The following is a 15,009-nucleotide window of genomic DNA, read 5'->3' as shown; positions in this document are numbered from 1 at the left end:
TCGGCAACGCACAACGGGCAGCAAGGATAGCGTCTTGCACCGCCCCGGCAACCTCGACCGGACAGCCGCGTGCCGGCCCCCGGCCGGGTCGCGCCGCAAGGTCCGCATAGCGGACCTTTTGGACCGTCGCTTGCAGCAGATCCTTCGCGCTTCCGATACTCGCGCACCGCAAAGGACCACTTGGCGGAACACCCGCAACTTCCGGACCGCTCCAGGCGCATGACCTACAAAGTATTCGATCTGCTCAACGGTGCGCGAATGACGCCCGCCTACGCACAGGCCTGCCTCGCCCAGGGCGTCGAGGCCGTGCACATCACGCTCAACAATTACCGCGGCATCAACCCCATCCCCGACCTGCGCCACTCGCTCAGGGAGCTGGCGGCCTACCGCGCGCACCTGCGCGGCTTGTCGGAGCTGGTGCTGATGGTCGAGGACTTCGCCGACTTCGAGCGGGCCCGGCAGGCCGGCAAGCTGGCGATCGTGCTGGGCTACCAGAACGTGCCCGGCGTGGAGCGCGACCTGGGCCTCATGGCCTTGTTCCACGACCTCGGTGTGCGGGTGGTGCAGATCGCGCACAACATCCGCAACCTCTACGGCGACGGCTGCGCCGAGCCGGCGGACGCCGGCCTGTCGACGCTGGGCGTGGAGATGGTGGCCGCGCTCAACGAGCTCGGCATCGTGATCGACCTGTCCCACGTGGGCGACCGTAGCGGGCTGGACGCGATCCGCCACTCGCGCCAACCGGTGGCGGTGACGCATGCCAACGCCTACTCGCTCTGCCCGAACGTGCGCAACAAGAGCGATGCGCTGCTGGACGCGCTCAAGGCGAGCGGCGGCGTGCTCGGCATCACCTACCTCCCGCCGCTGGTGCGCATGCCCGGCGAGGCCCGGGCGACGGTCGCCGACGTGGTGGCACACGTGCGCTATGCGGTCGAGCGCATGGGCGCCGAGCACGTGGGCATCGGCTCGGACTTCATCACCGACCAGCCGCCGGAGCGCTACCAGGAGTTCATGCGCAAGCCCGAGGTCTACGGCACCTGGCCCTGGCTCTATCCGGTCGACACGCTGCAACAGCAGCAGGAGCTGCTCGCCTCGCTCGAGGGCATCGGCCTGTCGCAGGCGCAGGTGCGCGGCATTGCCCGCGACAACTTCATGCGGCTGTTCGCGGCCGTGATGCACTGATTCCTGGAGGGCAGACGTGAGCAAGACACCCCTGGGCAAGATCCCGGCCGCGGCGATCCACCTGCTGGACATCCCGCGCTATCCGAAGGAAACCATCGAGGCCTTCCTGGCCCTGGGCGACCTGACCGGCACCGTCTCCGACGCCATGGACGAACTCGGCCTCGACGGCGTGGTACCGGCCAGCGTGCTCGCGCCCACGCTGGGCGAGCGGCGCATCGCCGGCCCCGCGCTCACGCTGCGCAATGTCGAACAGCGCGACCAGGCCTACAAGGGCGCGCGCGAGCGGGTCTCGCGCATGGCCGAGATCGAGGCGCACAACCTGGCCGAAACCGGCGACGTGCTGGTGATCGAAGGCGTGGTCGGCATCTCGAACATGGGCGGCCTGTCGGCCACGATCGCGCAGCGCCAGGGCGAGGTGGGCGCGGTGGTGGACGGCGGCATCCGCGACATCGAGCAGTCACGCTCGATCGGCTTTCCGCTGTGGAGCCGTGGCGTGAGTTCGGTCACCGGCAAATGGCGGCTGGAGACGGTGGCCGTCAACGGCACCGTGCGCATCTGCGGCAAGCAGGTGCGGCCCGGCGACCTGGTGGTGGCCGACGCCGGGGCGGTCTGCTTCATCCCCGCCGAGGCGGTGCCGCAGGTCTTGCGGCGGGCCCAGGAGATCGGCGAGGGCGAGGCCCGGCGCTATGCCGACATCGCCGCCGGGATGCCGGTGGCCGAGCTCGCCCGCCGCACCCACGTCTACAAGTTCGATCCCCAGTGAAGGAGCCTTGCATGTCCCTGCCGATCTCCCGCCGCACCCTGCTCGCCACCGCGCTGGCGCCCGCCGCGGCCAGCCTGGGCGTCCCGCGCCTGGCGCTGGCACAGGCCGCCGACTGGCCCAAGGGGCCGGTACGGCTCACGGTGCCGTTCCCCGCCGGTGGCGGCGTCGACAACGTGGCGCGCCTGCTGTTCCAGCGGGTGTCCGAGCAGATCGGCCAGCCGGTCGTGATCGAGAACCAGGGCGGTGGCGGCGGGACCATCGCCTCGGCGGCGCTCGCGCGCGCGCCGGCCGATGGCCACCACCTGATCTTCCACTCGGTCTCGGGGGCGGTGGTCAACGCGGTGACGCTGAAGAACCTGCGCTACGACCCGATCAACGACTTCGCGCCGGTCACCCTCGCCTCGCGCTTCCCGCTGGTGGTGGTGATCAGCCCGACCGTGCCAGCCCAGAACATCGAGGAGTTCATCGCGCTGGCCCGCGCCAACCCGGGCAAGTACAGCTACGGATCGTCGGGTGTCGGCACCAGCATCCACATCGCGGGGGAACTGTTCAACACGCTGGCCGGGACGCAGATCCAGCACGTGCCCTACAAGGGAACCGTGGCCGTCATGCCCGACCTGCTCGCCGGCCGGGTGCACATGCTGATCGACGGTGTGCCGCCGCAGTTGCCGCACATCTCGGCCGGCCGCGTGCGCGCCCTGGCGGTGACCACCACCACCCGCTCGGAGGTGCTGCCCAAGGTGCCGGCGCTGAACGAGGTGCTGCCGGGCTACGACATCCCGTTCTGGACGGGTGTGTTCGCGCCGGCCCGCACCCCGCAACCGGTGCTCGAGCGCATCGCCTCCGAGGTCAGGAAGGCCACCCAGCATCCCGAGGTGGCGCGCAAGCTCAAGGAAACCGGCACCGAGGGCGTGGGATCGTCGCCCGCCGAGTTCGAGGCGTACTGGCGCAAGCAGCTGACCGTGTACGACAAGATCGTCAAGGACGCCAACATCAAGGTGGAGTCTTGATCGGCGACGGCCCGGCCCGCGTGCGGCGCAGCGATGTCGGCGAGGCCGAGTGGCAGGCGCGCGTGGACCTGGCCGCCGCCCACCGGCTGGTGGACCACTACGGCTGGAGCAACCTGATCTACAACCATGTCGTGCTGCGCGTGCCCGGCCAGCCCTCGTGCTTCCTGGTCAAGCCGCACAACCTGGCCTTCGACGAGGTCTGCGCCTCCAACCTGCTGAAGCTGCCGCTCCACGGCGAGCAGTCGACCGAGGACCAGAACGTCAACACCGCCGGCTTCACCATCCACACCGCCATCCTGGCCGCGCGGCCCGAGCTGAACTGCACGATGCACGTGCACACCGAGGAAGGCATGGCCCTGTCGGCCCACGGCGGTGGCCTGCTGCCGATCAACCAGGGGGCGATGCGCTTCTACGACCGCATCGCCTATCACGACTACGAGGGCTTGTCGAAGGGCCTGGACGAGCGCGAGCGCATCGCCCGTGACCTGGGAAGCCACCGCGCCATGATCATGCGCAACCACGGCCTGCTGACCGCCGGCGGCACGGTGGTGGAGGCGTTGACTGCCATGCGCTACCTGGTCATGTCCTGCCGCACCCAACTGCTGCTGGAAGCCACTGGCGCCCCCATCCGGATACCGCCGCCCGAGGTCTGCGAACGGGCCGCCCGCCAGTGGGAAGCCATTGCGCATTTCGGGCCGCGCGACGAGTGGCCGGCCTACCTGCGGCGAATCGACCGGATCGACACGTCGTACCGGGATTGAGGGGCGGGGCGCAGGTCCGTCATGCGGACCGTCGGGTGCGCGCGGCGATGGTCGTTCCAGCGCGGTAGTGCCGGACCGGGTTGCCCGTGGCCCGGCTCTCCGCGGTCGCGATCCGCTGCTCGATGTGGTTGGCATGGGTGCGCAGCAGGCGCACGATTTCCGGCAGTCGCCGGTTGCTCACGCGGTCCGAGATCGCAGCGATGCCGATAGCGGCGATGGCCCGCTCGCGGCCGTCACGGATGACCACCGCCACCCCGCGGACCTCCTTGAGCATCAGGCCCTCGCTGACCGCGTAGCCATGGCGCCGGGCCGATGCCACCGCCTCGCGGATCTGGCGCAGGCTGGCGTTCGGATAGCGCGGCAGCTGCGGCCGGATCGCGTCCATCGCGGCGTCGGCCTCGGCGGGATCGAGCGCCGCCAGCAGGGCCACGCCGGTGGCGCCGATGCCCAGCGGCCGCCGCGTGCCCACGTCCACGGTGAAGGCCTTGACCGGGTAGTCGCCGGTCTGGCGGTCGATGCACACGGCCTCGGTCCCGGACCGCAGCGCCAGGAAGCTGGTGTCGCCCGTGCGGGAAGCAACCGCGCACATCTCCTCGGCGGCGAGTTCCTTGAGGTCGTACACGGTGCGGTTGGCCGACCAGCCCAGCACGGCGAGCTCCTGACCCAGCCGGTATCGCCGGGTGTCCTCCTGCTGCTCGACCACGCCCTGGATCTTGAGCGTGTCGAGGATCCGGTGCACCGTGGGCTTGGTCAGCCCCGAGGCGCGCTGCAGGTCCACCAGGCGGCACCCGTCGGTGCCGCTGGCGGCCAGGATGCGCATGAGGTCCAGGGCGCGTTCAAGGGTCTGGGTGGTCATGGCGGGGGTCCGAATTGCGGACCGTCCAGTGTAGCGAGGGGCCTACGCCACCTGCGCCTCGGCCTCGCGCACCATCTCCACCAGCCGGTCGATCTCGGGCAGGCCGGCCCGCGTGCTGCGCGCCACGCGCAGCTGCAGGTACATGGGGTCGACGTCCACGTCCAGCTCGACCAGCGTGCCGGTCGCCAGGTCCTTGTGCACGCTGCGCCGCAGGCCGAAGGAGATGCCCATGCCGGCCAGCATCATCTCCCGCAGCATCGAGATCTCCTGCGCCTGCGAGCGGATCACCAGGGGCGGCACGCCCGCCTCGCGCAGCATCTGCGAGAGCGTGCGGCCGAAGTACGAGGTACGGTAGGCGGCGACGAAGGGGTGCCGCGCGAGCTCTTCGCGCGGGATGCGCGAGCGACCGGCCAGGGGATGGTCGGGCGCGGCCAGGAAGGCCAGCCGGTAGCGGCCGAGCACGCTGGTGTGCAGGCCCTGGACCTCGCCCGGGCTGAGCACGAAGGCCAGGTCGACCGCGCCGCTGGTGAAGAGCTGGTGCACCTCCTCGAAGGTGCCCGAATGGACGATCAGCTCCACATGCGGGTAGCGCGCCGAGAACGATTCGAGCGGCTTGCGCAGCAGCGAGGTCGCCACGGAACGCTGGGCCGCGAAGCGCAGCCGCGTGCCGGCCTGCCCCAGCTGGGCCGAGATGCTCTTGGCACGCTCCAGCGTGTCCTGCGCGTAGGTGTAGAGCGTGCGACCCGCATCGGTCAGGCGCGGCGCCTGGCCCGGCAACCGCTCGAACAGCGGCGATCCGACCTTGTCTTCCAGTGCCCGGATATGGGCGCTGACCGAGGGTTGCGCGATGTTCAGCGCGTTGGCCGCGGCCCCGAATCCCGCGTGGTCGACCACCGCGACGAACACTTCCAGGCGGCGGGGCGTGACTTGCAGCACAGGGGTCTCCATCCAGGGGGTGAACTCATAGCCATCTTACTATCCGGCCATAGCATCCCGGCGGGTTGTCTCGGGGGGGTGCGGCGCGTCCAATGGCCTGATCCACTCGCATGGAGGAGACATGGACACTCGACACCTGATGAGCCGCAGGCAGCTCGGCCACGCCGCCGCGGCCCTCGGCCTGGCCACCCTGGGCCTGCCGTCCCTTGCGCAGGCGGCCTGGCCGCGGGGGCCGGTCCGCGTGATCTACCCGTACCAGGGGGGCGGCGTCGGCGACGCGATGTTCCGCCTGCTCGAACCCGGGTTGCAGGCCACCTTCAAGCAGCCCTTCGTGATCGACATCAAGCCTGGCGCCGCCGGCAACATCGGCGCCGCCGAAGCGGCCCGCGCCGCGCCCGATGGCCAGACCCTGCTGCTGGCGCCCACGGGCAACTACTCCGTCAATCAATACCTGTTCAAGCTCGGCTTCGATCCGCTGACCCAGCTCGAACCGGTCGCCGCGCTGGCCGACGCGCCGCTGATCGCCGTGGTCGGCCCCAACGTCTCGGCGACCTCGCTCAAGCAGCTGTCGGAGCAGGTGCGCGCCAGCGGCGGACGCTTCAATTTCGGAAGCCCCGGCGCCGGCTCGCCCACCCACCTGGCCGGCGCCTCGTTCTCGCTGATGAATGGCGGGACCATCGAGCACATCAGCTTCAAGGGAACCGGCCCGATGGTGCAGGCCATGCTCGCCGGTGACGTGCAGATGGCCTTCCCCACCCTGCTGGCGGTGCAGGCGCAGATCAAGGCCGGGCGCCTGCGCCCGCTGGCGGTGCTGTCGAAGCAGCGGCTGCCGGCCCTGCCGGACGTGCCCACCACGGCGGAAGCCGGGTATCCGGACCTGGTGTTCGGCAACTGGTGGGTGGTGTCGGTCCCCAAGGGCACCGACCGGGCCATCGTCGAGCGCCTCGGCTCGGAGATCCGACAGCTGGTGGCCGAGCCGGCGACCCGGACCCGCCTGATCGAGAGCGGCAACCTGCCCCTGGGCTGGGGGCCTGCCGAGAGCGCGGCCTTCGTCCATGCCGAAGCCGCGAAATACAAGTCACTGATCGAGCGCACCGGCATCCGGCTCGATTGAAGCCCTGCGACCGCAGACCTAGGAAGGACTCGCAAATGAATTCCATCGGCGTCGACATCGGCGGCACGTTCACTGACCTGGTGGGCTGGCGCGATGGCGAACTGGTGATATCCAAGACGCTCACCACGCCCGCCAACCCGACCGAGGGCGTGGTCACCGCGCTGAAGCTGGCCGAGACCCGGCTGGGTGAGCTCGACGAGTTCCTGCACGGATCGACCATCGCCATCAACACCGTGCTGGAGCGCAAGGGATCGGCCACCGCGCTGGTCACCACGGAAGGCTTCCGCGATGTCTACGAGATCGCGCGCGGCAACCGCCCCGACGCCTTCGACATCCATTTCCAGCGGCCCGAGCCGCTGGTGCCCAGGCACCTGCGCTTCGAGGCGCGCGAACGGCTGAACGCGCGGGGCGAGGTGCTGGCGCCGCTGGACGAAGACGGCCTGCGCGCCATCGCCGCGCGCCTGCGCGAGCTGGGGATCGGCGCCGTGGCCGTGTGCTTCCTGCACGCCTATGCCAACCCGGCGCACGAGATCGCGGCCGGCCGCATCCTGCGCGAGGCCTATCCCGGCCTGTTCGTCACGCTGTCGCACGAGATCCTGCGCGAGTTCCGCGAGTACGAGCGCACCTCCACCACCGTGCTCAACGCCTACGTCGGCCCGCGCGTGGCGCGCTACCTGCGCACCCTGGAGTCGCACCTGGGCGAGCAGGGCTTCGGCGGCGCCATCCAGATCATGCGGTCCAACGGCGGCAGCATGTCGCTGGCGCACGCCTCGGTGGAGCCCGTGTCCATGATGGAGTCGGGTCCGGTGGCCGGCATGATCGGCGCCGGCGCGGTGGCCAGGCTGCTGGGCATCCGGCAGGCCATCGGTTTCGACATGGGCGGCACCACCGCCAAGGCCACGCTGATCACTGACGGCGTGCCCGGCATCGAGGAGGGCTACTACATCGGCGGCTACGCCACCGGACATCCCATGCAGCTGCCGGTGGTGGCGATCGTGGAAGTGGGCACCGGCGGCGGCAGCATCGCCTGGCGCGACGGCGCGGGCGGCCTGCACGTGGGTCCGCAGAGTGCCGGCTCCGACCCCGGCCCCGTTTGCTACGGCCGCGGCGGCACCGAGCCCACCATCACCGACGCCAACGTGATCCTGGGCCGGCTCAATCCCGATCGCTTCCTGGGCGGCGGCATGGGCCTGGACCTCGAGGCCGCGCGGCGCGCCATGGCCAGCCGCGTGGGCGACCCCATCGGCCTGTCCACCGAGGAGGCCGCGCTGGGCGTGGTGCGCATCGCGGACTCGGCGATGGCGCTGGCGGTGCGCGCGGTCTCGGTGCGCAAGGGCGTGGACCCGCGCGACGCGGCCATGATCGCCTTCGGCGGCGCCGGCCCGGTGCACGCGGCGGCGCTGTGCAAGGAGATCTACATCCCCACGCTGGTCATCCCCAAGCTGCCGGGCAACTTCTCGGCGCTGGGCATGCTGCTGGCGCCCTGGCGGCATGACTGGGTGCGCACCCTGGTGGGCGTGCTCGGCCGGCTCGACGGGCCCCAGGTGCAGGCCAGCTTCGAGGAGCTGCTGGCCGCCGCGCACAAGCAGCTGGCCGCCGACGAACTGGACCCGGCGCGCGCGGTGTTCGAGCTGGGCGCCGACCTGCGCTACAAGGGCCAGGAGCACACCATTCCCGTGCCCGTGCCCTCGGCCGACGCGCTGGCCGGCGCGCACCAGGTGGTGACCGACACCTTCCATGCGCTGCACGACATGCGCTACGGCCACGCCGCCGCCGGCGAGACCATCGAGGTGGCGAACCTGCGCCTGACGGTCACGGTGCCGCGCGAGGGCGACAGCGTGCAGGACTTCCTGGGCCAAGCCTTCGAGCCCGAGGCGCCGCGCCCCGAGCAGACGCGTCCCGTGATCTGCGACGACAGCGGCCAGCCGGTGCCGGCGCGCATCCTTTGGCGCCCCGGCCTGCCGCCCGGCTTCACCGTGGAAGGCCCCGCCGTGATCGAGGAGCCCAACTCCACCACCGTGATCTACCCGGGCGACGTCGCCCGCGTCACCGAACACGGCCACCTGGTCGTGTCCATCCACCTGCCCCAGGGAGAGGGAGAAGCCCGATGAACGCCGTCACGCCGGCCGAGATGGCCGTGGTCCGGCCCAAGGTCAACCCGGTCACGCTCGAAGTCGTGACCAACTCGCTGATCGCCTACGCCGACGAGATGGCGCTGGCGCTGTGCAAGTCGGCCTACAACATGATGATCTACGAGGTGCGCGACTTCTGCTGCGGCCTCATCGACACCGAGGGCCGGATGATCTGCCAGAACTCGGGCGGCCTTCCGATCTTCCTGGCCGACCTTGGCATCGCGGTGAAGGACGGCATCGACCGCTACGGGCTCGACGGTTTTTCGCCCGGCGACGTGATCGTGATGAACCACGGCGGCGTCTGCGGCCAGCACCTGAACAACGTGGTGGTCTACACGCCCTGCTTCCACCAGGGGAAGGTGGTGGCCTTCGCCGCCAACCGCGCGCACTGGGTGGACGTGGGCGGCATGCGCACCGGCTTCGGCAACTCGCAGACCTTCGAGATCTACCAGGAAGGCCTGCAGATGCGTTCGATCAAGCTGTTCGAGGCCGGCCGCCGCAACGACGCGGTGTGGCAGATCATCACGGACAACATCCGCTTCCCCGAGTCGTCGCTGGGCGACCTGCGCGCGCAGACCGCCGCCTGCCACATCGGCGAGCGGCGCCTGGCCGAGCTGCTGTCGCGCTTCTCGCTGGCCACCGTCACCGACTGCATCGCCGCATCGTGGGACCAGGCCGAGGCCGAGGCCCGGGCCGTGGTGGCGAAGATCCCCGACGGCCGCTACACCGCGCAAAGCTGGCTGGACAGCGACGGCCGCGTGCTCGACGTGCCGCTGCGCGTGAAAGTCACGGTGGAGGTGAAGGGCTCCGACCTCACCATCGACTATTCGGAGATGCACCCGCAGGTGAACAGCCCCTTGAACTCGGGCTTCTCGGGCGGGCTCTCGGCGGCGCGGGTGGCGTTCAAGTGCCTGACCATGCCGCGCGCGCCGGTGAACGAGGGGTGCTTCCGCGGGCTGAACCTGATCTCGCCCGAGGGCACCATCGTCAACGCCCGCTGGGGCGCCGCCCTGGGCCAGTGGAGCGTGGCGCTGCCCACGGTGATCGACACCATCCTGCGCGCGCTGGCGCCGGCACTGCCCGGGTTCGTGCCCGCCGCGCACAAGGGCGACATGGGCGGCTTCTCCTTCTACGGCTTGCGCGAGGACACCGGCGCCCGCTACGTGCTGATGAACATCTACGGCGGCGGCTGGGGCGGCCGGCACGACGGCGACGGCGTCTCGTGCTCGGTGTCGATCTGCCAGGGCGACGTGCGCAACACGCCGGTGGAACTGCAGGAGATCCACTACCCCTTCATCGTCGAGTGCCTCAAGCTGCGCGAGGACAGCGGCGGCGCCGGCGAGTACCGCGGCGGCCTGGGCCTGGAGATGCGCTATCGCTCGCTCGGCAAGAGCAGCGTGAACATTAACCTCGAACGCACCTTCGAGCCGCCCTGGGGCGTCGAGGGCGGGCGCAACGGGCACGAGAACCGCTCGCTGCTGCAGCGCGCGGACGGCAGCGAGCGCTACGTGAAGAAGGAAACCAACATCACGCTGGCCGCCGGCGACGCGGTGACCTTCTGGACCGCCGGCGGCGGCGGCTACGGCGACCCGGCCCGGCGCGACCCGGTCCGCATCGAGCAGGACCTGCGCGGCGGCTACGTCACGCCCGAGGCCGCCCGCCGCGACTACGGCTTCGAACAGGAGGTGAACCCATGAGTGCCTTGCTGCGTGACCTGCGGGCCGAGCGCCTGCGTGCAGCCATGACCCAGGCCGGCGTCGACGCGATGCTGGTCGCCGGCGACTGCTGGCGCAGCGACTACCTGCGCTATGCGATCGACGTCACGCCCATGGAGGGCCTGGCACTGGCGCTGCTCCGGCGCGAAGGCCCCACCCGCGTGTTCGTCGCCGGTCCGGCCGAGGCGGCGCGCTATGCCGCCGAGCAACCGCAGCTGCAGGTGTCGTGGTCGTCCGATCCCATCGCCCAGGCCGAGGCGGCGCTGGCCGCGCTTGGGGGGGGCCGCCTGGGCCTGGCCCCCAGCCACCTGATGCCGCAGCGCCTGGCCCGCGGACCGGGCGCCGGGCGGCTGGCCGAATGCACGGCCCTCATGGAGCGGCTGATGCGGCACAAGGCGCCGGCCGAGGCCGATGCCATGGAGCAGGCGGTGGCGCTGACCGACGAGGGCTACGCCTACTTCCGCGAGATCGCGCGCGTGGGCCGGCGCGAGTACGAGGTGCTGGCCGACCTGGAGGCCTGGTTCCGCGCCCGCGGCTGCCCCGAGCACTTCATCATCATGGGCGCGGGCGGGCAGGAGCTGCGCAGCATGCACCCGCCCGGCGAGCGCAAGCTGCAGGCGGGCGACCTGGTCACCAGCGAAGTCACGCCCTGCTTCGAGGGCTACTACGCGCAGATCTGCCGCACGATGGTGCTGGGCGAGCCCACGCAGGCGCAGCTGGACGCCCATGCCATCTACGTCGAGGCGATGGAGGCCGGCATCGCGGCGGTGCGCCCCGGCGCCACGCAGGGGCAGGTGGCCAAGGCGCTGAACGACGTGTTCCGCCGCCACGGCCTGGGCGAGTACGTGACCAACGCCTACACCCGCGTGCGCGGCCACGGCATGGGCCTCTACGTGGACGAGTCGCACGTGCTGGAAGACGTGCAGCTGGTGCTGGAGCCCGACATGACCCTGGTCGTGCACCCCAACACCTATCACCCGGCCGTGGGCTACATGGTGCTGGGCGACATGGTGCGCGTCACCGCCACCGGCTGCCAGGTGCTCACGCGCACGCCGCGCGAGCTGGCCGTCAATCCGGCTTGACCGCCGACCGACACAGGAGCTTCATTCATGCGACGCGGACTCATCAGCTGGTCTCGTGAGGAACTGCCGGCCGCCGCCCTGGACGCGCGCGTGTCGCGGCTGCAGGCCGGCATGCGCGCCCAGGGGCTGGGCGCGGTGCTGGCCTATGCCTCCTTCGCGCAGCCGGCCCCCGTGCAGTGGTTGTGCAACTTCATCCCCTACTGGAGCGAGGCCCTGCTCGTGGTGCAGCCGGAAGGCCCGCCCACGCTGCTGGTGGCGCTCACGCCCCGGGTGCATTTCTGGATCCGGGAGGTCTCGCACGTCGGCGAGCTGGTCGCCGCACCCAAGCCGGGCGCGCAGGCGGCGCAGCTGCTGGCCCAATCCCTGCCCTCGGAAGCACGGGTCGGCGTCATCGGGCTGGACGCGCTCCCCTGGAGCGTGGCCGAGCCGCTGCTGGCGGCCGGCTGGGGGCCGCGCCTGGTCGATGCGACGGCCCTGTACCAGGCCGCCCGCCATCCGGCCGACGACGCCGAGCTGGCGCTGGCGCGCAAGGCCGCCGCCATGGCCCAGGCGGCCCTCGACGCGACGCCGGCCGAGGCCGCCCGCTCCGCGGAGGTGATCGCCGCCGCCGACGGCTCCGCCCGGCTGGCCGGCGCCGAGGAGGTGTTGCCGCGCATCGCGCCCGACCTCGCGGCCGACGCCACCCTGCGCCGCATGGAAGGCGTGCAGGTGCTCGGCGAGCGCTACGCCGTGGATTGCTCGCTGGCCTATCGCGGGGTCTGGGTGCGGATGGCGCGCAGCGTCTGCCGCTCCAGCGCCGCACCCGCCAGCTGGGCCGCCGCCGACGCCTGGTTCGATGCAGCGCTGGCCGGCTGGACCGGCAGCGGCACGCCCGACCTCGCCGCGAACGCACCCGGGCGCCTGGCCGACTGGACCCTGGAGGCGAGCACGGGTTTGGCGCCGTTGTCGGTGGCGGCCAGCGGACCGGCCCCGCAGGGCGGTGGCAGCGCGGCGCTGCCGGCCGGCACCCTGGCGGTCTTCAGCGCGCGGCTGGAGATGGACGACGGTCCCTGGCTGCGCAGCGCACCGCTGCGCATCGGCCACGGGGCGCTGGCGACCTGACGCATGGCCGGCTGCGCCATCGGTTCCCTGGCCACCGTGGCCGCCGGGGCCTCGTCGCGGGGCCGCGAAGCACGCCTGTCGCTGCACCTCGCCGACGGCCTGCTGGCCCGCACGGCGGGAGGCCGCACGCAGGAAGGCCAGGCCCTGCTGCGGCTGGCCGGCCGCACCGGGCCGGGGCTGCTCGGCACGGTGGCGGCCCATGCGGCGGTGATGCGGCTGACCGAGATCGACGACATCCACCGGCCGACCGCGGTCACCGTCGGCGCCATGACGGTGCCGCCCGCCCTGGCCTTCGCCGGCGCGGACACCCGGCCCGGCGAGCTGCTGGACGCCCTCCATGCCGGGCAGGAAGTGGCCCTGCGGCTGGCGCTGGCCGCCGGCGGCGCCCGGCTGCTGACCCGGGGCCAGTGGCCCAGCCTGATCGTCGCGCCCCTGGCCGCGGCCACCGTCTGCGCCCGGCTGCTGCGGCTGCCACCCGAGCGGATGCGCCACGCCATGGCGCTCGCCATCGCGCAGGTCACCCGCGGCCCCGGCAGGCCCCTGGGTGCGCGCACCGGGCGCTGGTGGCTGTTCGGCGAAGCCGTGCGCGGCGGCTGCGGGGCGGCGCTGGCGGCGGCCGACGGCATCGACGGCGATCCCGGCCTGCTGGACGGCGGCTGGCTGCAGGCCATCGGCGGTGAACTCGCCGCGCCCGCGCAGCTCACCGCGACCGACAGCCTGTCCGACGAACTGAGCATCAAGCCGCACCCTTCGGCCAAGCAGGCCCTGGCCGCGGTGCACGGGCTGCGCACGCTGCTGGCCGAGGAGCGGATCGCGCCCGAGGGCGTCACCGCCGTCGAGCTGCACGTGCCGCCCGCCTACGCCGGCATGCTGGCGCGCGAGGCGCCCCAGGCCAGCCGCCTGGCGAGCCTGGTCAACGCCGGCTGGCAGCTCGCCCTGGCCGCCCTGCGGCCCGAGCTGCTGGACGACGTGGCCCGCGAGGGCTGGCCCGACGATCCGCGCCTGGCGGCCTTCGCCGACCGGGTGCGGGTGCAGGCCGACCCGTCGCTGGACGCGCTGTACCCGCGCGCCTATCCGGCGCGGCTGCTGGTCGAGGCCGACGGCCGGCGCCACGAACGTCTGGTCACCGACAGCCCCGGCGACCCGGCCCTCGCCTTCGATGCCGGACAGCTGCACGACAAGGCGCTGCGGCTGCTCGGCCCGCACACGCCCTTCCATGCCTTCGAGGCGGCCCTGCGACTGCCGCAGGAGCCCGAGGCCGTCGCCACGCTGCGTGCCGCCTTCGGCTACGCTCCGGGCGACCGCCTGCCCTGATTCCACAGACCCCCAGGAGACGCTTCCATGCGCATCATCGATTCGCACTTCCACTGGTGGCCCCGGTCGGTGTTCGAGGACATCTGCCGGCGCGGCAGCTACCCGCGCGCCGAGCCCAACGGCAACGGCGGCTACATGTACTGGCGGCGCGACGGCGCCACCGCCCGCTTCAACCTCGGGGCCGAGTGGTTCGACCTGGGCACCCAGCTGGCCCACATGGCGACCCTGGGCCACGACGTGAACGTGATCTGCTCCATCGGACCGTTCTCGGTGCATTTCTCCGACCTGCCGGTGGAAGAAGGCCGGCGCGCCGCGATGCAGTGGAACGAGGAGATGGCCGGCGCCCAGCGCCGCCACGCCGGCCGACTGTGGGCCAGCGCCGCGCTGCCGCTGCGCGACACGCAGGTGGCGCTGGAGGTGCTGGAGCACGCCGTGGGCCTGGGGCTGGTGGGGGTCAACCTGCCCGGCAGCATCGGCTCGGACGAGAACATCGATGCCCCGCGCCTGGCGCCCCTGTACGAGCGGCTGGAGGCGTTGCGGCTGCCGATCTTCCTGCACCCCACCGACGCGATGTTCCCGGACATCCTGGACGGCTACAACGGCGCGCTCTACGCCAGCCTGGGCCGCGTGGTGGACGTGAGCGTGGCGGCTTGCCGGCTGGTGCTGTCGGGAATCATGGAGCGCCACCCCCACCTGAAGATCGTGATGTCGCACACCGGCGGCGCCCTGCCCTACCAGTCGGGCCGCATGGACAAGAACTCCGGCCGCGCGGGGCTTCCGAAGCCGCCCAGCACCTACCTCAAGCGCATGTTCACCGACACGGTGTCACCGCACGGCATGGGCGTGCGCTTCGCGCTCGAGTACTACGGAGCCGACCAGGTGATGTACGGCAGCGACTACCCCTGCTGGAGCCCGTCGGCGGCCCTGGCCGTGCTGGAGGAGGCAGGCCTCTCCGTCGAAGACCGGCAGAAGGTGATGTTCGACAACGCCTGGCGGTTCTTCGAGCTGGGCCGGTACTGAACGGCGTCCGCCCGTTCGCCCTG

13 protein-coding genes are annotated in these 15,009 nt (G+C 71.8%); 11 read left to right on the top strand and 2 right to left on the bottom strand.

Annotated elements, in window-relative coordinates; translation table 11 throughout:
- The first annotated feature begins 219 nt into the window (after positions 1-219).
- From JI739_RS20400 to JI739_RS20385, 4 genes are read left to right on the top strand one after another with little or no spacing between them, the layout of a single operon-like run.
- Positions 220-1,182 (top strand): dipeptidase, encoded by a 963-nt coding sequence (locus JI739_RS20400; protein ID WP_201685844.1) that lies wholly within the window; start codon positions 220-222, stop codon positions 1,180-1,182.
- A 16-nt stretch (positions 1,183-1,198) separates the two neighbouring features.
- Complete coding sequence (locus JI739_RS20395; RefSeq protein ID WP_201685843.1) at positions 1,199-1,945, top strand: RraA family protein; 747 nt, start codon at positions 1,199-1,201, stop codon at positions 1,943-1,945.
- A gap of 11 nt (positions 1,946-1,956) precedes the next feature.
- Positions 1,957-2,955, top strand: coding sequence for a Bug family tripartite tricarboxylate transporter substrate binding protein (locus tag JI739_RS20390; RefSeq protein WP_201685842.1), 999 nt, complete (start codon positions 1,957-1,959; stop codon positions 2,953-2,955).
- Positions 2,952-3,716 carry a class II aldolase/adducin family protein gene (locus JI739_RS20385; RefSeq protein WP_236589925.1) on the top strand — a complete coding sequence of 255 codons (765 nt, stop codon included), beginning with the start codon at positions 2,952-2,954 and terminating at the stop codon, positions 3,714-3,716. The genes JI739_RS20390 and JI739_RS20385 overlap by 4 nt, the downstream gene beginning before the upstream one ends.
- A gap of 19 nt (positions 3,717-3,735) precedes the next feature.
- Here JI739_RS20385 and JI739_RS20380 read toward each other — a convergent pair whose 3' ends face one another.
- Both JI739_RS20380 and JI739_RS20375 read right to left on the bottom strand, forming a co-directional pair.
- Positions 3,736-4,572 carry an IclR family transcriptional regulator gene (locus JI739_RS20380; RefSeq protein ID WP_201685841.1) on the bottom strand — a complete coding sequence of 279 codons (837 nt, stop codon included), beginning with the start codon at positions 4,570-4,572 and terminating at the stop codon, positions 3,736-3,738.
- Between the two features lie 42 nt (positions 4,573-4,614).
- Complete coding sequence (locus tag JI739_RS20375) at positions 4,615-5,508, bottom strand: LysR family transcriptional regulator (RefSeq protein ID WP_201685840.1); 894 nt, start codon at positions 5,506-5,508, stop codon at positions 4,615-4,617.
- 121 nt (positions 5,509-5,629) lie between these two features.
- Between JI739_RS20375 and JI739_RS20370 the strand changes: the two genes are divergently transcribed.
- From JI739_RS20370 to JI739_RS20340, 7 genes are read left to right on the top strand one after another with little or no spacing between them, the layout of a single operon-like run.
- Complete coding sequence (locus tag JI739_RS20370; protein ID WP_201685839.1) at positions 5,630-6,622, top strand: Bug family tripartite tricarboxylate transporter substrate binding protein; 993 nt, start codon at positions 5,630-5,632, stop codon at positions 6,620-6,622.
- Between the two features lie 35 nt (positions 6,623-6,657).
- Positions 6,658-8,733 (top strand): hydantoinase/oxoprolinase family protein, encoded by a 2,076-nt coding sequence (locus JI739_RS20365; protein WP_201685838.1) that lies wholly within the window; start codon positions 6,658-6,660, stop codon positions 8,731-8,733.
- Positions 8,730-10,451 carry a hydantoinase B/oxoprolinase family protein gene (locus tag JI739_RS20360; RefSeq protein ID WP_201685837.1) on the top strand — a complete coding sequence of 574 codons (1,722 nt, stop codon included), beginning with the start codon at positions 8,730-8,732 and terminating at the stop codon, positions 10,449-10,451. The genes JI739_RS20365 and JI739_RS20360 overlap by 4 nt, the downstream gene beginning before the upstream one ends.
- Positions 10,448-11,551: a M24 family metallopeptidase gene (locus JI739_RS20355; RefSeq protein ID WP_201685836.1), complete on the top strand. Its 1,104-nt coding sequence runs from the start codon at positions 10,448-10,450 to the stop codon at positions 11,549-11,551. The genes JI739_RS20360 and JI739_RS20355 overlap by 4 nt, the downstream gene beginning before the upstream one ends.
- A gap of 27 nt (positions 11,552-11,578) precedes the next feature.
- On the top strand, positions 11,579-12,652 hold the full coding sequence (locus JI739_RS20350; protein WP_201685835.1) for an aminopeptidase P family N-terminal domain-containing protein: 1,074 nt from the start codon (positions 11,579-11,581) through the stop codon (positions 12,650-12,652).
- 3 nt (positions 12,653-12,655) lie between these two features.
- Positions 12,656-13,966, top strand: a complete 1,311-nt coding sequence (locus JI739_RS20345) for an MmgE/PrpD family protein (RefSeq protein WP_201685834.1) — start codon at positions 12,656-12,658, stop codon at positions 13,964-13,966.
- Between the two features lie 27 nt (positions 13,967-13,993).
- On the top strand, positions 13,994-14,986 hold the full coding sequence (locus tag JI739_RS20340) for an amidohydrolase family protein (protein ID WP_201685833.1): 993 nt from the start codon (positions 13,994-13,996) through the stop codon (positions 14,984-14,986).
- Positions 14,987-15,009 lie beyond the last annotated feature (23 nt).

Source organism: Ramlibacter aurantiacus (assembly GCF_016722895.1).
Classification (GTDB): Bacteria; Pseudomonadota; Gammaproteobacteria; order Burkholderiales; family Burkholderiaceae_C; genus Ramlibacter; species Ramlibacter aurantiacus.
This window is presented reverse-complemented; position numbering and strand designations above follow the sequence as displayed.

Coding starts and splice junctions, on each gene's coding strand:
- JI739_RS20390 (WP_201685842.1), top strand. CDS start 1,957: ATGTCCCTGCCGATCTCCCGCCGCACCCTGCTCGCCACCGCGCTGGCG.
- JI739_RS20360 (WP_201685837.1), top strand. CDS start 8,730: ATGAACGCCGTCACGCCGGCCGAGATGGCCGTGGTCCGGCCCAAGGTC.
- JI739_RS20340 (WP_201685833.1), top strand. CDS start 13,994: ATGCGCATCATCGATTCGCACTTCCACTGGTGGCCCCGGTCGGTGTTC.
- JI739_RS20370 (WP_201685839.1), top strand. CDS start 5,630: ATGGACACTCGACACCTGATGAGCCGCAGGCAGCTCGGCCACGCCGCC.
- JI739_RS20380 (WP_201685841.1), bottom strand. CDS start 4,572: ATGACCACCCAGACCCTTGAACGCGCCCTGGACCTCATGCGCATCCTG.
- JI739_RS20345 (WP_201685834.1), top strand. CDS start 12,656: ATGGCCGGCTGCGCCATCGGTTCCCTGGCCACCGTGGCCGCCGGGGCC.
- JI739_RS20350 (WP_201685835.1), top strand. CDS start 11,579: ATGCGACGCGGACTCATCAGCTGGTCTCGTGAGGAACTGCCGGCCGCC.
- JI739_RS20365 (WP_201685838.1), top strand. CDS start 6,658: ATGAATTCCATCGGCGTCGACATCGGCGGCACGTTCACTGACCTGGTG.
- JI739_RS20400 (WP_201685844.1), top strand. CDS start 220: ATGACCTACAAAGTATTCGATCTGCTCAACGGTGCGCGAATGACGCCC.
- JI739_RS20355 (WP_201685836.1), top strand. CDS start 10,448: ATGAGTGCCTTGCTGCGTGACCTGCGGGCCGAGCGCCTGCGTGCAGCC.